This window comes from Diaphorobacter oryzae DSM 22780 (genome assembly GCF_059568935.1).
Genome location: NZ_JCANUL010000001.1, coordinates 476569 through 493005 on the forward strand (window position 1 = coordinate 476569; position 16437 = coordinate 493005).

13 protein-coding genes are annotated in these 16437 nt (G+C 70.3%); 11 read left to right on the forward strand and 2 right to left on the reverse strand.

What is annotated here, in order from left to right:
- The first annotated feature begins 13 nt into the window (after positions 1 to 13).
- From BP68_RS02205 to BP68_RS02230, 6 genes are all read left to right on the forward strand, one after another.
- Positions 14 to 1147, forward strand: a complete 1134-nt coding sequence (locus tag BP68_RS02205) for an ABC transporter substrate-binding protein (RefSeq protein ID WP_496368641.1) — start codon at positions 14 to 16, stop codon at positions 1145 to 1147.
- A gap of 70 nt (positions 1148 to 1217) precedes the next feature.
- Positions 1218 to 2111: a branched-chain amino acid ABC transporter permease gene (locus tag BP68_RS02210; protein ID WP_496368643.1), complete on the forward strand. Its 894-nt coding sequence runs from the start codon at positions 1218 to 1220 to the stop codon at positions 2109 to 2111.
- Positions 2104 to 2991 carry a branched-chain amino acid ABC transporter permease gene (locus BP68_RS02215; protein WP_496368645.1) on the forward strand — a complete coding sequence of 296 codons (888 nt, stop codon included), beginning with the start codon at positions 2104 to 2106 and terminating at the stop codon, positions 2989 to 2991. Before BP68_RS02210 ends, BP68_RS02215 begins: the two co-directional genes overlap by 8 nt.
- On the forward strand, positions 2988 to 3770 hold the full coding sequence (locus BP68_RS02220) for an ABC transporter ATP-binding protein (protein WP_496368647.1): 783 nt from the start codon (positions 2988 to 2990) through the stop codon (positions 3768 to 3770). The genes BP68_RS02215 and BP68_RS02220 overlap by 4 nt, the downstream gene beginning before the upstream one ends.
- On the forward strand, positions 3770 to 4489 hold the full coding sequence (locus tag BP68_RS02225) for an ABC transporter ATP-binding protein (protein ID WP_496368649.1): 720 nt from the start codon (positions 3770 to 3772) through the stop codon (positions 4487 to 4489). The genes BP68_RS02220 and BP68_RS02225 overlap by 1 nt, the downstream gene beginning before the upstream one ends.
- Positions 4490 to 4591: 102 nt before the next feature.
- Positions 4592 to 5713, forward strand: coding sequence for an ABC transporter substrate-binding protein (locus BP68_RS02230; protein WP_496368651.1), 1122 nt, complete (start codon positions 4592 to 4594; stop codon positions 5711 to 5713).
- 113 nt (positions 5714 to 5826) lie between these two features.
- Here the strand turns inward: BP68_RS02230 and dapA are convergent, their stop codons facing one another.
- Complete coding sequence (gene dapA, locus BP68_RS02235; protein ID WP_496368653.1) at positions 5827 to 6735, reverse strand: 4-hydroxy-tetrahydrodipicolinate synthase; 909 nt, start codon at positions 6733 to 6735, stop codon at positions 5827 to 5829.
- Positions 6736 to 6804: 69 nt separating this feature from the next.
- Complete coding sequence (locus BP68_RS02240; protein ID WP_496368655.1) at positions 6805 to 10257, reverse strand: indolepyruvate ferredoxin oxidoreductase family protein; 3453 nt, start codon at positions 10255 to 10257, stop codon at positions 6805 to 6807.
- A 310-nt stretch (positions 10258 to 10567) separates the two neighbouring features.
- On the opposite strand from BP68_RS02240, the gene BP68_RS02245 reads away from it, so the two are divergent.
- The 5 genes from BP68_RS02245 to BP68_RS02265 all read left to right on the forward strand — a co-directional run bounded on the left by BP68_RS02245 (position 10568) and on the right by BP68_RS02265 (position 16419).
- Positions 10568 to 11338 carry a GntR family transcriptional regulator gene (locus BP68_RS02245; protein ID WP_496368657.1) on the forward strand — a complete coding sequence of 257 codons (771 nt, stop codon included), beginning with the start codon at positions 10568 to 10570 and terminating at the stop codon, positions 11336 to 11338.
- A gap of 84 nt (positions 11339 to 11422) precedes the next feature.
- Entirely contained in the window at positions 11423 to 11785 is a 363-nt protein-coding gene (locus BP68_RS02250; RefSeq protein ID WP_496368659.1) for a hypothetical protein, read from the forward strand.
- Between the two features lie 182 nt (positions 11786 to 11967).
- Complete coding sequence (locus BP68_RS02255; RefSeq protein ID WP_496368661.1) at positions 11968 to 14184, forward strand: TonB-dependent receptor; 2217 nt, start codon at positions 11968 to 11970, stop codon at positions 14182 to 14184.
- 17 nt (positions 14185 to 14201) lie between these two features.
- Positions 14202 to 15716 carry a PepSY domain-containing protein gene (locus tag BP68_RS02260; RefSeq protein ID WP_496368663.1) on the forward strand — a complete coding sequence of 505 codons (1515 nt, stop codon included), beginning with the start codon at positions 14202 to 14204 and terminating at the stop codon, positions 15714 to 15716.
- A 43-nt stretch (positions 15717 to 15759) separates the two neighbouring features.
- Positions 15760 to 16419, forward strand: coding sequence for a glutathione S-transferase (locus tag BP68_RS02265; protein ID WP_496368665.1), 660 nt, complete (start codon positions 15760 to 15762; stop codon positions 16417 to 16419).
- The last annotated feature ends 18 nt before the right edge of the window (positions 16420 to 16437 follow it).

Sequence of the window (16437 nt, forward strand, 5' to 3'; positions counted from 1 at the left end):
CCAGGAGTTCATCATGCGTACTTCCCCCGTTCCCGCCTCCCGTGGCCTGCGTACCGTGGCCGCAGCCTCCTTGCTGGCATTGGCCGGCACCTCCAGCGCCTGGGCGCAGGACACCATCAACCTGGGTGCCGTGCTGTCCCTCACTGGCGCAAACGCCACCGTCGGCGAGGACGTGCGCCGCGGCGTGATGCTGGGCGTGGAGCATGTCAACGCCAAGGGCGGCGTGCTGGGCAAGAAGATCAATGTCATCATCGAAGACTCCGGCGGCAACCCCACCACGGCGCTGAACGCCGCGCGCAAGCTGGCCACCGTGGACAAGGTGCCGGTGGTCATGGGCGAGTACTCGTCCGGCATCACCCTGCCCATGGCGCAGTACCTGGTGAAGGAAGGCGTCACGCACCTGAACATCAGCAGCAGCAGCACCAAGATCCGCCAGCTCGGCGCGACCGCGTTCAGCCTGGTGGGCCTGGAGAACTTCAGCAACAAGTTCGCCGCCGCGGACACCTACGCCATGGGCTACCGCCGCGTGGCCATGGTCGCGCCCAACAATGCCTACGGCCAGGGCGTGCTGGAGGGCTACAAGACCGAGTTCGAGAAGCTCGGCGGCAAGGTGGTGACGGAGGTGCTGTACACCGCCGGCCAGTCCACCTACCGCCGCGAACTCCAGCAGATGTCCCGCAGCAACCCGGATGCCTACATCTACACCGCCTATGGCCAGGAATCCGCCGTGATCAACCGCGAGGCCGAGGAGCTCGGCCTGCGCAAGGTGCCGTGGTACGCCATTCTCATGAGCATGAGCCTGTCGGACACGCCGCCCGCCATCGCCAATGGACAACTGGGCATGGAGCTGGGATCGGTGCAGGGCCCCGCCGGCAAGGCCTACGCCGACGCGTTCACGGCCAAGTACAAGGAGGGCTTCAAGACCTCTTACACCGGCTATGGCTACGACGGCGTGTTGATAACCGCCGCGGCCATCGACAAGGCCCAGGCCACGACGCCCGCGGCCATCCAGGCCGCCCTCAAGGAGCTGGGCTCCACGGGCTTTCCCGGCGTGACCGGCACGATCCGCTTCGACCAGGACCGCCAGCGCGTCGACCCGCCGTACGACAAGCTGAAGGCCGAAGGCGGCAAGCTCGTACCGCGCTGACCCCCGCCCTCCCGCGCGGGCCGCTGCTGGCGGTGGCCCGCGCTGACGCAATTCCTCCGAGATTTCCGAGATGCTTCAATTCCTCGTTGACACGCTGCTGCGTGCCTCCGACCTGGCGCTCATCGCGCTGGGCCTGAGCATGCTGTACGGCCTAGTGAAGTTTCCCAACGTGGCGCATGTGCAGTACGCCATGTTCGGCGCCTATGTCACCTACGCCCTGCACGCGAGCGGCCTGCCCCTGGTGGCCGCCCTGCTGGCCGGCAGCGTGGCCGCGGGCCTGCTGACCCTGGGCCTGCAGATCCTCGTGTTCCAGCGCCTGCTGCGCGGCGGCCCGGCCATCGCCATGATCGGCTCGCTGGCCATCGCCATGCTGACCATCGCCATCATGCAGGGGCTCGCCGGGTCGTTTCCGCGCATGTTCAGCCTGCCGCGCCTGGAGCCGCTGGTGCTGGGCGGCGCGCGCATCGCCTACACGCAGCTGTACCTGATGGGCACCACGGTCGTGCTGCTGGTGCTGTTCATGCTGCTGCTGTTCTACACCCGGCTGGGCCGCGCCATGCGGGCGCTGTCCAGCAACCCCATGCTGGCCAACGTCTCGGGGCTGAACGCCGAGCGCATCACGTACTTCGTGAGCTTCGCCAGCGGCGCCATCGCCGGCCTGGGCGGCAGCATGCTGGCGCTGTCCACCGGCGCGCACATCAACCTGGGCAACGACCTGCTGCTGCCCGTGTTCGCGGCGGCCATCCTGGGCGGGCTGGGCAACCCGATCGGCGCCGTGTTTGGCGCCCTGCTAATCGCCCTGACGGAAACCGCCGTCACCAACATCAACTTCGGCCCGCTGCTGGGGCGCGAGCTGGCGTTCATGCCCGTGGCCTACATCGGCGCCGCCTCGTTCCTGATCCTGCTGCTGGCACTGCTCTTCAAGCCCTACGGGCTGTTCGACCGGGAGGTCCGCCGTGTTTGACTTCGTCCTCTCCACCGTCACCATCGCCGGCATCTACACCCTGATGGCGCTGGGCCTGAACCTGCAGGCCGGCTACGCGGGCCTGCTGAACTTTGGGCACATCGCCTTCGCCGGCCTGGGCGCCTATGCCGCGGGCATCGGCTTCGGGCTGGGCTGGTCGCCCCTGTCCAGCCTGGCGCTTGGCGTGGGCCTGGCCATGCTGCTGGGGGCCTTCATGGCGGGGCTGGGCCGCAAGCTGGCCTCGGACTACTGGGGCATCGCCACGCTATCCATCGCCGAGATCCTGCGCACCGTGGCCACCAACGAGGGGTGGCTCACCGGAGGCGCCAACGGCATCAGCGCCATTCCCGCGCTGTTCGACGGCCTGGCCAGGCCCTGGAACGGCGTGGCCTTCCTGGGCCTGGTGCTGGCCGTCGTGGCCGCCGCCGCGCTGCTGTGCGCCCGGCTCGGCAGCGGGCGCTTCGGCCGCGCGCTGCGCCTGATGCGCGAGGAGCCGCAGCTCGCCACCTGCCTGGGCTACAACCTGCGCTCGCTCAAGACGCGCGCCATCATGACCGGCGCCGCCGTCACGGCGCTGGGCGGCTTTCTCTACGCCCACTACATGAGCTTCGCGGGCCCCGAGTACATGCTGGCCTCCGAGACCTTCCTGCTGTGGACCATGGTCATGATCGGCGGCCTGGGCAACACGCTGGGCGTGCTGGTAGGCGTGGTCACCGTGCAGGCCGCGCATGTGATCGTGCCCTTTGCCAAGGATTGGATCGGCTTCGATTCCGACGTGGCCGGCGCCCTGCGCCTGGGCATGATCGGCGCGATCTTGCTGGCCTGCCTGCTGTGGCGCAGCGAAGGCCTGGTTCCCGAAAAACTGCGGAGGATTCCATGAGCGCCCTGCTTCGCGTCAACGACGTCGCCAAGGCCTTTGGCGGCAACCAGGTCCTGCACGGCGTGGAGTTCTCCATCGCCGCAGGGGAGATCGTCGGCCTGCTGGGCCCGAACGGGTCGGGCAAGAGCACGCTGCTCAACACCGTCACGGGCTTCGAGGCCATCGACCAGGGCGCCATCCAGTTCGAGGGCCGCCCCATCGACCGCCTGCCCGCCCACCGCATCGTGGCGGCGGGCGTGGGGCGCACGTTCCAGCTGCCGTCCATGCCGCGCAAGATGTCGGTGATGGAGGTGGCCATGGCCGCCGCCACCGCGCACCATGGCGTGTGGGACACGCTGCTGGGCCTGCCCCGCGCGCGCCAGGCCGAGGAAGCGGCACACGCCAAGGCCACCGCGCTGCTGGACCAGCTGCTGCTCACCCATGTGCGCGACCTGCCGGCGTCGGCCCTGTCGGGCGGGCAGAAGAAGCTGCTGGGCATCGTCTGCGCGCTGATGGGCGATCCGCGCCTGCTGATGCTGGACGAGCCCACGGCCGGCGTGCACCCCAACCTGCGCCGCGACATCGTGAAGGCCCTGCAGCGGCTCAACGCCCAGGGCATGACGCTGGTGATCGTGGAGCACGACATGCACTTCATCCGCGAGGTCTGCACGCGCTGCATCGTGCTGGACCGCGGCCGCATCGTGGCCAGTTGCCGGCCAGACGAGCTGGCATCCAACGAGCATGTGGTGCGCGCCTACCTGGGCCGCGTGGAACCCGAAACCCTGGTGGAGGCCGCCTGATGATCAAGATCGACAACGTCGTCGCGGGCTACACGCCCGAAGTGGACATCCTCAAGGGCATCTCGCTGCATGTGGAGCGCTCCGAGATCGTGACGCTGCTCGGCCCCAACGGCTGCGGCAAGTCCACGCTGCTCAAGACCATCGCCGGCGTGCTGCTGCCGCGCAGCGGCACCGTGGTGCTGGAGGGGCAGGACCGCTCGCAGATGCCGGTGCACCGCAAGATCCGCCACTGCAGCCTGGGTTTCGTGCCGCAGACGGAGAACGTGTTCAGCAACCTCACCGTGCGTGAAAACATGCAGGTCGGCGGGCACTACCTGCCGCACAGCGCCTGCCAGCAGCGCATGGAGCAGCTGTGCGAGCTCTATCCGGTGCTGGGGCGCAAGATCAACGCCGCGGCCGCGTCGCTCTCGGGCGGCGAGCGCCAGATCCTGGCGCTGGCGCGTGCCCTCATGCCCAGCCCCCAGCTGCTGCTGCTGGACGAACCCTCGGCCGGCCTGTCGCCCAAGGTGCTGCAGGAGGTGTTCGCCGCCATCGTGGAAGTGCGCAACAAGGAGCGCGTGTCCATCCTCATGGTGGAGCAGAACGCCATGGAGGCCATGCGCATGTCCGACCGTGCCTACATCCTCTCGATGGGCACAGTGGCGCTCACGGGCAGCACGCGCGAACTCATGCACGACCCCCAGGTGCGCGAGCTGTACCTGGGCGGCCGCGCCGCCTGACGCACGCGGCCGCCGCCCCGCCCCTTCCCCCGGCCCATGCGCCCGCGCCAGCGGAGCGCAGGGCCTTCTTCGCCACCTTGAGCCATACCAGGAGAGATTGAGATGAACCACTGCACCTCCCGCCGCACCCTGGCCATTGCCGCCTGCGCGCTGGCCGCCATGCCCTCGCTGGGCCTGGCGCAGACGGCCGCCCCGCCCGTGAAGTTCGGCGCCGCGCTGTCCCTGACCGGCGCCAGCGCCAGCGTGGGCGAGGACCAGCGCCGCGGCATGATGATCGCCCTGGAAGAGATCAACGCCCGGGGCGGCGTGCTGGGACAGCCGCTGCAGCTCATCATCGAAGACACGGGCGGGCGCGCCGTGTCCGCGCTCGATGCGGCCAAGAAACTGGTGGCGGTCGACAAGGTGGCCGCCATGTTTGGCGAGTATTCCTCCAGCCTGACCATTCCCATGGGCCAGTACGTGGTGCGCGAGGGCGTGCCGTTCATCAACCACGGCAGCTCCAGCCCCGCCGTGCGCACCATCGGTGAAGGGGCGTTCAGCGTCATCGGGCTGGACGATGCCTCCGCCCGCTTTTCCGCGCAGGATCTGTGGGACCTGGGCTACCGCAAGGTGGCCTTCATCGCGCCCAACAATGCCTACGGCCAGGGCGTGGCCGCCGAGTTCAAGAAGAACTTCGAGAAGCTGGGCGGCACGCTCGCCTCCCAGGTGCTCTACACGGCCGGGCAATCCACCTACCGACGCGAGCTGCAGCAGATGGAACGCGCCCAGCCCGACGTGTTCGTCTACAGCGCCTACGGGCAGGAGGCTGCCGTCATCAACCGCGAGGCCTTCGACCTGGGCCTGAACAAGACCTACCCCTGGTACGCGATCTACCACACCATGTGCACGACCGACAGCGCGCCGGAGCATGTGGAGGGCCAGCGCGGCATCGACGTGCGCTCCATCGGTCCGCAGGGCCAGGGCTTCAAGGCGGCCTACGAGGCGAAGTACGGCCACGCCTTCAAGTCCTCCTACACAGGCTATGCCTACGACGGCGTGCGCCTGATGGCGGCCGCCGTGGAGCGCGCCGGCTCCACGCAGCCCGACGCCGTCCGGCAGGCGCTGCGCAGCGTCGGCAACGGCTACGAGGGCGCCACCGGCACGCTGGCATTTGCCGCCGACGGGCAGCGCGCCATGCAGCCCTACCAAAAGACGGTGTACCGCGGCAAGGTGCAGCCGCGCTGACACCATAGATATCAATAAAAGCAGCTGCTAGCGCCCTATGGATAAGCGCTAGCAGCTATATTTTTAGGAGCACCCAAAGGCCGCGCGTGCCTGGCGACAGGCCGGCCTTCGGCTCATGCCGGCCATTGCGCCAGCGCGGCGCGCACCGCTGCGGCCGTCTCGTCCGATACCTCGCACAGCGGCAGGCGCAGGTGGCCTTCGCACAGCCCGCGCAGCTGCGCCGCCAGCTTGGTCGGCGCGGGACTGCTTTCGGCGAACAGCGCGCGGGTCAGCGGCAGCAGGCGCAGGAACTGCTGGCGGGCGTCGCCCCAGCCCCCCTCGGCCATGGTGCGGCACAGCGCCGCCACCTGCGCGGGCAGCACGTTGGCCAGCACCGAGATGACGCCATGCCCGCCCAGGGCCAGGTATGGCAGGGTGGTGAAATCGTCGCCGCTGTACAGCGTGAAGTCGGCGGGGGCGATCTCCGCAATGGCGGCGGCGCGGGCCATGTCCCCCGTCGCGTCCTTGATGCCCGCGATGCGCGGGTGCCGCGCCAGGGCCTGCACGGTGGCCACCTGCATGTCGATCACCGTGCGCCCCGGCACGTTGTAGACCACCAGGGACAGATCGGTGGCGTCCGCCTGCACCGAGAAATGCGCCACCAGCCCCTGCTGTGTGGGCTTGTTGTAGTACGGCACGACGCTGAGCAGCGAGTCGGCACCGCAGTCCGCGGCGAAGCGCGCCAGCGCCACGGCCTCGGCCGTGGAATTGGCCCCGACGCCCGCCATGATGTGCGTGCGGCCCGCGGCATGTTCCACCGCCGCGGCCAGCAGGTCGCGGTGCTCCGCGTGCGAGAGCGTGGAGCACTCGCCCGTCGTCCCGGCAATAACGATGCCCGCGGTGCCGCTGGCGATGTGCCAGTCGATCAGGCGCCGCAGCGCCGGCCAATCTACGCGCAGGTCCGAGGTGAACGGGGTGAGCAAGGCCACCAGGCTGCCGTGCGGCAGGCCTGCGGGGCCACGGGGAGTGGATGTGGTTTCCATGGCTGAGAGAGAAGCAAGACAAATGGATGGGGCGCGCGGGCCGGGCACCGCGCGCCCCTGAAAGACCCCTCAAGCGGCGCGCCGGCGCACCACCTGGGGCTCCTGCAGGCGTTGCTGCAGGCGGGCCAGCTCGGCCTCGTAGGCCACGCGCGCCGCCTCCTTCACATGGCCGTAGCCGCGCACCTTCATCGGCGCCTGGGCGATCTGCACGGCCAGCTCGTGCTGGTCGGGCCGCGCGTCCTGCAGCAGGCGCTGCACCAGGGCCTCGAACTGCTCGACCATGACGCGCTCGTGGCGGCGCTCCTCGGTGCGGCCGAAGGGGTCGAAGGCCGTGCCGCGCAGGAACTTCAAGCGCGCCAGCACGCCGAAGGCGGGCAGCATCCAGGCGCCGAACTCGCGCTTCTTCTGGCCCAGCGCTGGCGGCGCAAGATTGAAGGCCAGGCGCGGTGCGCCCTCGAATTGCGCGGCGATCTGTTCGCGGAACGCGGGGGCGGCATACAGGCGCGCCACTTCGTACTCGTCCTTGTAGGCCATGAGCTTGAAGAGGCTCTGCGCCACGGCGCTCGTCAACTGCTCCTGGCCGGGCCACACGCGCGACTCGTGCGCGCGCACGGCGTCCACCAGCGTCTTGAAACGCGCGGCGTAGGCCGCGTTCTGGTAGCCGGTGAGGAAGTCGACGCGGCGCTGCACGGCCTCATCCAGGCTGGCCGCCTGCTTGCGCTGCACGGAGCCGGCGCCCGCGCTGGCCGCCACGGCCTGCGGGTCGACCGCGTGGCGGCGGCCCCAGCGGAAGGCGGCGATGTTCATCTTCACGGCCGCGCCGTTGAGCTCGATGGCGCGCTCGATGGCCTGCGCGCTCACCGGCACCAGCCCGCGCTGGTACGCCGCGCCCAGCATGAACAGGTTGGTGGCGATGGCGTCGCCGCACAGGGCCAGCGCCAGGCGGCCTGCGTCCACCAGCTCCACGTTGCCTTCGCCCAGCGCGCGCGCGATGGTCTTGACCAGCGGGTTGGCGGGGAACTGCATGTCCGGGTTCTGCGTGAAGGCACCGGGCATCACCTCCTGCGTGTTGACGATGGCGCGGGTCGCGCCCTTGCGCGTCATGGTCAGCGTGTTGCCCGCCGCGGCCACGACCAGGTCGCAGCCGATCAGCGCATCCGCCCCGCCCGGTGCCACGCGCACGGCGGCAATCGCCTGGGGCGTGGCGCCGAAGCGCATGTGCGTCCACACCGAGCCGCCCTTTTGCGCCAGGCCCGCCATGTCCAGCACGCCCACGCCCTTGCCCTCCAGGTGCGCCGCCATGCCCAGCAGCGCGCCAATGGTGACCACGCCCGTGCCGCCCACGCCGGTGACGATGAGGCTGTAGACGCCCTGCGCCAGGTCGGGCAGAGCCGGCTCGGGCAGGGGTGCGTCCACGGCCTCCTTGCCCGCGGCCACGCCCTTCTTCAACTGGCCGCCGCGCACGGTGACGAAGCTGGGGCAAAAGCCCTTGAGACAGGAGAAGTCCTTGTTGCAGGCCGACTGGTCGATGGCGCGCTTGCGGCCGAATTCCGTCTCCACCGGCACCACGGCCACGCAGTTGGACTGGGCGCCGCAGTCGCCGCAGCCCTCGCACACGGCCTCGTTGATGACCAGGCGCATGTCGGGGTCGGGAAACTCGCCGCGCTTGCGGCGGCGGCGCTTCTCGGCGGCGCAGGTCTGGTCGTAGACCAGCACGCTGGTGCCGGGCACCTCGCGCAGCTCGCGCTGCACGGCATCGAGTTCGTCGCGGTGGTGAACGGTCACGCCCGGCGCCCAGCCGGTCACGCCGTCGTACTTGCCGGGCTCGTCGGTGACCACGGCGATGCGCTCCACGCCCTCGGCCCGCACCTGCTGGGTGATACGCACGGGGTCCAGCGGGCCGTCGTGGCGCTGGCCGCCGGTCATGGCCACGGCATCGTTGTAGAGCACCTTGAAGGTGATGTGGGTCTTGGCGGCCACGGCCGCGCGGATGGCCAGCATGCCCGAGTGGAAGTACGTGCCGTCGCCCATGTTCTGGAACATGTGCGTGCGCTTGGAGAACGGCGCCTCGCCCACCCAGGCCATGCCCTCGGCCCCCATCTGCGTGTAGCCCAGGGTGTCGCGGCCCATGCTCTGCGCCATCCACGAGCAGCCGATGCCCGCATAGCCGCGGCTGCCGTCGGGAATGCGGGTGGAGGTGTTGTGCGGGCAGCCAGCGCAGAAGTAAAAGCTGCGCGCCATCACGTCGACCGCGCCCAGCACGGGCTTGCGCCGGGCCAGGGCGTGCGTGACCTCCAGCAGGCCGGGGTCCAGGGCCGCCAGGCGGTGGCCCAGCACCTGCGCGATCATCGCGGCGTCCAGCGCCATCTCCACGCGAAACAGCTTGGCGCCCTGCTCGTCCTTCTTGCCGATAACCTGGGGCGCATCGGGCTGGCCATAGAGGATCTCCTTGAGTTGCGCCTCCAGCAGCGCGCGCTTTTCCTCGATGACGATCACCTTCTGCAACCCGCGCGCGAACTCGCTGATGCCCTCGGGCTCCAGCGGCCAGACCATGCCCACCTTGTAGACCACCAGGCCCAGCGCCTCGGCGCGCGCCTCGTCGATGCCCAGATCCGCCAGGGCCTGGCGCAGGTCCAGCCAGCTCTTGCCCGAGGTGACGATGCCGATGCGCGCGCCCTCGCGCCTGCCGAACGCCACCTGGTCGATGCGGTTGGCGCGCGCGAAGGCGCGCACGGCGTCGAGCTTGTGGTTGACCAGGCGGAACTCCTGCGCGTGCGGTGTGTCGGGCAGGCGGATGCTGAGGCCGTCCTGCGGCAGCCCTTCCAGCGCGGGCAGGGTGATGGCCAAACCCGCGTCGTCCACCTCGACGGAGCCCGAGGCGTCCGCCGTGTCCTTGATGCACTTCATGCCCACCCAGCAGCCGGAGTAGCGCGACAGCGCCCAGCCCAGCAGGCCGTACTGGATCAGCTCGGGCACGCCCGCGGGCGACAGCACCGGCATCTGCGCATCGACCAGCGCGAACTCGCTCTGGTGGCAGGTGGTGGAGGATTCGCAGGTGTGGTCGTCGCCCGTGAGCACCAGCACGCCGCCGTTCTTGGAGCTGCCGGCCAGGTTGCCGTGGCGAAACGCATCTCCCGAGCGGTCCACGCCCGGGCCCTTGCCGTACCAGATGGAGAACACGCCGTCAAAGCGCCCCTCCCCGCCAATCTCCGCCATCTGGCTGCCCCAGACCGCCGTGGCGGCCAGGTCCTCGTTCACGCCGGGCACGAACACCACGTCGTGCGCCTGCAGGTGCTTGCGCGCCTTCACCAGCTGGTCGTCGAAGGTGCCCAGCGGCGAGCCCCGGTAGCCCGTGATGTAGCCCGCCGTGTTCAGCCCCGCCGCCCGGTCGCGGCGCTTTTGCATCATGGGCAGGCGCACCAGCGCCTGCACGCCCGTGAGATAGACCGCGCCCTCCGTCGCCGTGTACTTGTCCTCCAGCCCCACAGCCCGCAGGCTGTCGCCAATGCTCAGATCGCTCATGCGTAGTCTCCTAGTGCCTGTTGTCGGCGGGTTCGGCAAGGGCTGCCCACGTGGGTGCCCCTGGGCCGTGCCATGCCCTCGCCATTACAACAAAGTGTAGACAGTTATGGCGACATTAGTCAATAAATTCAAATAGACACCACCGGCGGAAACCGTGAAAATGGCCGGAAGCCCGCTGATGGCGGGGGTGGTCGCGCGCCTAGAATGTGCGCCAACCCGCGCGGCGCGCCACTTTTTCAGCGCCTCGACGCCATTGCACCAACGCAGAGCATCCATGCCAGTCAAAAAATCCTCCAAGAAAACAGCGCACGTGCCACAACCACGGGATGCCAGCAGCGTGGAGCGGCTCTATCTGGAGCTGCGCGAGCGCGCCATGCGCTACGACTTCCGCCCCGGCGCCCGCATCAACGAACAGGCCCTGGGGCGCGAGTTCGGCATCAGCCGCCCGCCGCTGCGCGAGGCGCTGAACCGGCTGGTGGCCGAGGGCTTCCTCGACTTCGTGATGAACAAGGGGTTCTTTCGCAAGGCGATCAGCGTGGAGGAGCTGTTCAACCTCTACCAGGTGCGCATCGCGCTGGAGCGGCGGGCCCTGCTGCTGGCCGTGCAGAACGCCAGCGATGCCGAGATCGACAGCCTGCGCGGCTACTGGGACGGGGTGATGGCCCACGCGGCCACCATGTCCATCGGCGACCTGCTGCTGGCCGACGAAGAGTTCCACCGCCGCCTCGCCGCCCTGTCGCACAACCGCGAGCTGAGCCAGTTCCTGGAGCAGGTGACCCGGCGCATCCATGTGGCGCGCCATATCGACCTGGAGCAGTCCGACTGGAACACCAGCGCCTTCAATGCGCACGCCCGGCTGGTCGACCTGCTGCAGGCACGCCAGCTGGAGCCGGCGCTGGAGGCGCTGACCGAGCACATCGACCTCAGCCTCAAGCGCGCGGTGCAGATCACCAAGGAAATGGTCGCCAAGTTCTTCCTGCAGGACCAAAGCTGGTCGTCCGGGCCCGCCACCGCGGCGCACACCGAAGACAGCGCGCCACCGCAAAAGCGAGAGAAAAAGGCCTCCAGCGCTCACGAATAAAGCGCAAATAGCTATTAAAACAATAGCAATAACAAGCCCCGGCACTCGCCTGTGAGCGCTGCGCGGCTCGGCATAATCGCGGGCATGAACCAGCCTCGAACCTCGCTCGCGCTGCGCACCTGGGTGCTGGCCTGGTTCATGGCGTCCCTGGGCCTGGCCATCGCCTCGCCCATCGTGCATCCGCAGTCGTTCCAGCTCGTGTGCTCGGCCTCGGGCGCCATCATGCTGATGCTGCAGTCGGACGACGGCGCACTGGAGGCAATGGGCGCTTCGGGCATGGACTGCCCGCTGTGCGTGCCGGGGGGCGCACCGCCCTCCGCGCCGGCCGCCGCAGTCACCCCGCCCCACCCCCTGGCGCATGCGCTGCAGCCCATGGAGGCGGCGCGCATTGCCGCCCTCACCGCCGCGCCGCCGCCTGCGCGCGGGCCGCCCTCTCTCCTCTGCTGACCCGGACCGCGACCGCGCGGCCCCTGCAACGCGCCCGCTCATGGGGCGCTGCCAGGTGCGCGCGGCCGCAACCGAACCGCGCACTGTCCGCACCCCGGCCCTGAACCCCGCGCCCAGCGGAGCGAAGTGGCAGCCGGCGTGCCACGTGCCGTTTCCGCGTTTCCCCGATCGAAAGAGGCTTGATGTTCCGCTTCAACTCCCCCCGCGGCCTGGACTGTGCGCCAGAGCCCGCCTTCGCCCCGCGCCCGCTGTACGCCGCCATGCTGGCGGGCCTGGCATGTACCGCTTCCCCTATCACCCACGCCCAGGATGCGCAGGCCCCCAGCCTTCAGGCCATGGAGGTGCGCGACGCCGCGCCCGCGCCCTATGGGCGGCTGCAGCTCGATGCGCCGGTGGACACCGGCAGCCGCCTGGGCCTGACGCCGCGCGAGACGCCGGCCAGCGTCACCGTGGTGGACCGCGCCACCATCGAGGCGCGCGGCGCACAGGACACGCAGGAGATACTGCGCGCCATTCCCGGCGTGACGGCGCACAGCGCGCCGGGCAGCATCGGCGTGAGCTACCGCGGCTTTGCCGGCGGCTCCATAGCGCAGCTGTTCAACGGTATCAACGTGCAGTACTCCATCGCCGCGCGCCCCGTGGACAGCTGGATCTACGACCGCGTGGAGGCCATCGGCGGGCCGTCGAGCTTTCTGTTCGGATCGGGCGCGGTGGGCGGCTCGATCAACTACATCACCAAGACGGCCGAGCGCGAGGATTTCTCCGAAGGGCGGCTGCGCCTGGGCGGCCATGGGCTCAAGGAGGTGTCGCTGGGCCTGAACCGCCGTCTGGGCGGCGACGTGCAGACGCCGGCGCGCCACCATGTGCGCCTGGACCTCAACCACCGCGACGCGGACAGCTGGGTGCAGGGCACGCAATCGCGCTCCACCCAGCTGGCGGCCTCGCTGCTGTCCGACCTGGGCCCGGGCCTGTCGCACCTGCTGGCCTACGAATGGCAGCACGAGCGCGTGGACCGCCCCTACTGGGGCACGCCCCTGCTCACCCCCGCCACGGGCCGCCTGCGCACAGACCCGGCCACGCGCGAGCAGAACTACAACAGCGCCGACGGGCTCTATGCCCAGCGCGTGCAATGGCTGCGCTCGGTCACGCAATGGCAGGCCGCGCCCACGCTGCGGTTCACCAACACGCTCTATGCCTACGACGCGCTGCGCGACTACCGCAACGTGGAGACCTACCGCTTCAACGCCGCCAACAACCAGGTCGTGCGCAGCGGCGCCCTTTTGCAGCGCCACGACCACCAGGTGCTGGGCGAGCGGCTGGAGGGCCTCTACCTGGGCCAGCTGCTGGGCCGCCGCAGCGACTGGGCCTTCGGCCTGGACGTGAACGTGAACCGGCAGACGCGCTTTCCAAACAGCCTGTCCGGCACGGTGAGCACGGTGGACCCGTATGCCCCCGTGGTGGAGCGCTTCTTCGACATCCCCGGCATGGCGCCGGGCTTTCGCGCGGACCGCACCAACAAGGCGACCACGGCGGCCCTCTACCTGGAGAACCGCACGGCCCTCGTGCCGGCGCTGCACCTGGTGACGGCGCTGCGCCATGAGCGCATCACGCTCGACCTGACCAACCGCCGCGCCGTCTCCGCCGCGCAGCCGGCGTCGTTCAGCCGCAGCTACCGGCCGACCACCGGCCGCGTCGGCCTGGTATGGGACATCGCCCCCGGCACCAACCTGTATGCGCAGTACGCCACGGCCGCCGACCCGCCCTCGGGCGTCCTGTCCACCGCCTCGTTCGCGGACGTGCTCAACAACAGCCGCCTCACCAGCGGCCGCCAGGCCGAGGTGGGCGGCAAGCTCGACTTCTGGGAGGGCAAGGGCACGGCCACGCTGGCGCTCTACCGCATCACACGCAGCAACATCGCCACGCAGGACCCCGACCGCCCCGGCGTGACCGTGCTCGTGGGCGAGCAATCGGCGCGCGGCGCCGAGCTGGCCGTGGGCCTGCGCCCCACGCCGCGCTGGCAGGTGCAGGCCAACCTGACCCATGTGGACGCCCAGTACGAGCAGTTCGTGCAGAGCGGCGTGTCGCTCGCCGGCAAGACGCCCACCAACACGCCCGCCACGGTCGCCAACCTCTGGACGGGCTACGCCATCACGCCCACGCTGCAGGCCAGCGCCGGCCTGCGCCATGTGGGCAAGGTGTACGCAGACGCGGCCAACACCCAGTGGTGGGCGGCCTACACGCTGCTGGACCTGGGGCTGAGCTGGAAGCTGAGCCCCACCGCCACCCTCACGGGCCGCATCCGCAACGCCACCGACCGCAGCTACGCCGCCAACGTGGGCAGCCAGGCCTACCTGGGCGCGCCGCGCACGGCGGACGTGGCGCTGCACGTGGCCTTCTGACGCACGGAAAGAGCGCCATGCCACACCTCAAACGCTGGCTGTTCCTGGCCCACCGCTGGCTGGGCGTGCTGCTGTGCGCCTTCTTCGCCATGTGGTTCGTCTCGGGCGTGGTCATGATGTACGTGGGCTACCCCAAGCTCACGCAGGCCGAGCGGCTCATGCACCTGCCCGCGCTGCGCGGCACCGCCGTGCCGCTGGAGCCCGCCCAGGCACTCGCCAGCGCGGGCCTGCAGGGGCCGCTGCAGGACCTGCGCCTGGCCACGGCCAGCGGCGGGCGCACCGTGTACCTGGCCACGCCCGCCGATGGCGGGCACCAGGGCCGGCGCACGCGCCGCGCCGCGCCCGTGGTCATCGACGCCGCCACCGGCGCGCGGCTCGTGGCCGTGGATGCAGCGCATGCGCTGGCCAGCGCCGCCGCCTACGCCGGGCCGCGCGTAGGCATCAACCACGAGGGCACGGTGGACGAGGACGCCTTCACCCACTCCCGCGCGCTCGATGCCCACCGGCCGCTGCACCGCGTGCGCCTGGGCGACGCGCAGGACACGGTGCTCTACGTGTCGGGCCGCACGGGCGAGGTGGTGCGTGACGCCACGCGCCGCGAGCGCCTGTGGAACTACGCAGGCGCCTGGATCCACTGGCTGTACCCGCTGCGCGGCGGGTGGCTCGACCGGTACTGGACCGACATCGTCAACGGCCTGTCCCTGCTGGGCATTGCCATGGTCATCGCCGGCACGGCCGTGGGCCTGCTGCGCTGGCGCTTCGCGGGCCGCTACCGCAGCGGCCGGCGCACACCCTATGCCGGCGCGCTCATGCGCTGGCACCACATGGCGGGCCTGCTGTTCGCAGCCATTGCGTTCACCTGGGTCTTCAGCGGCTTGATGTCGATGAACCCCTGGCGCATCTTCGACAGCGGCGCCGCGCCCTTGCAGACCCAGGCCATGCACGCGGGCCCGCTCACGCTGCCGCCAGATGCCGCTCCCGTCGCCGCCCTGCTGGCGGCCTCCCCGTTCGATGTGCGCGAACTGCGCTGGACGCGCACGGCAGGCCACACCCTGGTGCAGGCCCTTGCGCCCATGGATCGCCCCACGCTGCTCGACGCGCGCAGCGCCCAGCCCCACGCATGGCAGCCTGGCGAACTGGAGCGCGCGGCCACGCGGCTGGTCGCGGCGCCCCTGCTGCGCACCGATACGCTGCACGACTACGACAGCCACTACTACGCGCGCGACGCGCACACCATGGGTGGCGGCGGCGACAAGCCGCTGCCCCTGCTGCGCCTGGTGTTTGACGACCCGCACGCCAGCTGGGTGCATGTGGACCCGCACACGGGTGCCGTGCTCGGGCGCGTGGACAGCCACCGCCGCGCCTACCGCTGGCTGTTCGGCCTGCTGCACAGCTGGGACTGGCTGCCGCTGCTGCAACGCCGCCCGCTGTGGGACGCCGTGCTGATCGCCCTGAGCCTGGGCGGCTGCGCCATGAGCCTCACGGGCATCGTCATCGGCTGGCGGCGTGTGCGGCGCAAATGGGGGCCATGACCTGCGCCCTACACTGGCGGGCCCGCTTGTTCCGCCCCGCACCATGACCGCCCTGCCCGTGCTCTACACGTTTCGCCGCTGCCCCTATGCCATGCGCGCCCGGCTGGCCCTGGCGGTGAGCGGCCAGCGCTGCGAGCTGCGCGAGGTGGTGCTGCGCGACAAGCCAGCCGCCCTGCTGGCCGCCTCGCCCAAGGCCACGGTGCCCGTGCTGGTGCTGCCGGACCGGGTGCTGGAGCAAAGCCTGGACATCATGCTCTGGGCGCTGGCGGCCCATGACCCCGAGGGCTGGCTCACCCCGCCGCAGGGCGACATGGCCGCCATGCTGGCGTTGATCGCGCAATGCGACGGGCCCTTCAAGCGGGCGCTGGACCGGTGCAAGTATCCCGACCGCTACCCCGGCGATGATCCGGCCAAGGAACGCATGGTTGCCCATGCCTGGCTGCAGACGCTGGAGCAGCGCCTGACCGCGCAGGCGACGCCCCAGGCCCATCTGTTCGGCCCCCATGCCGCACTGGCCGACATGGCGATCGCGCCATTCGTGCGCCAGTTCGCGGGCATCGACGCCGCTGCATGGGCCACCGCCCCCTGGCCGCTGCTGCGCGGCTGGCTGGAGCGCTGGCAGCAGTCGCCGCTGTTCGCCAGCATGATGCACAAGTACGAGGCCTGGCGCCCCGGCGCGGCGCCGGTGGCCTTCCCGGCCTGAAAGCGGCGCGGGGCGCCC

What these genes read in the sequence shown, in the direction of transcription:
- BP68_RS02205 (WP_496368641.1), top strand. Translation starts at nt 14, where the DNA reads ATGCGTACTTCCCCCGTTCCCGCCTCCCGTGGCCTGCGTACCGTGGCC.
- BP68_RS02210 (WP_496368643.1), top strand. Translation starts at nt 1,218, where the DNA reads ATGCTTCAATTCCTCGTTGACACGCTGCTGCGTGCCTCCGACCTGGCG.
- BP68_RS02220 (WP_496368647.1), top strand. Translation starts at nt 2,988, where the DNA reads ATGAGCGCCCTGCTTCGCGTCAACGACGTCGCCAAGGCCTTTGGCGGC.
- BP68_RS02225 (WP_496368649.1), top strand. Translation starts at nt 3,770, where the DNA reads ATGATCAAGATCGACAACGTCGTCGCGGGCTACACGCCCGAAGTGGAC.
- BP68_RS02230 (WP_496368651.1), top strand. Translation starts at nt 4,592, where the DNA reads ATGAACCACTGCACCTCCCGCCGCACCCTGGCCATTGCCGCCTGCGCG.
- dapA (WP_496368653.1), bottom strand. Translation starts at nt 6,735, where the DNA reads ATGGAAACCACATCCACTCCCCGTGGCCCCGCAGGCCTGCCGCACGGC.
- BP68_RS02240 (WP_496368655.1), bottom strand. Translation starts at nt 10,257, where the DNA reads ATGAGCGATCTGAGCATTGGCGACAGCCTGCGGGCTGTGGGGCTGGAG.
- BP68_RS02250 (WP_496368659.1), top strand. Translation starts at nt 11,423, where the DNA reads ATGAACCAGCCTCGAACCTCGCTCGCGCTGCGCACCTGGGTGCTGGCC.
- BP68_RS02255 (WP_496368661.1), top strand. Translation starts at nt 11,968, where the DNA reads ATGTTCCGCTTCAACTCCCCCCGCGGCCTGGACTGTGCGCCAGAGCCC.
- BP68_RS02260 (WP_496368663.1), top strand. Translation starts at nt 14,202, where the DNA reads ATGCCACACCTCAAACGCTGGCTGTTCCTGGCCCACCGCTGGCTGGGC.
- BP68_RS02265 (WP_496368665.1), top strand. Translation starts at nt 15,760, where the DNA reads ATGACCGCCCTGCCCGTGCTCTACACGTTTCGCCGCTGCCCCTATGCC.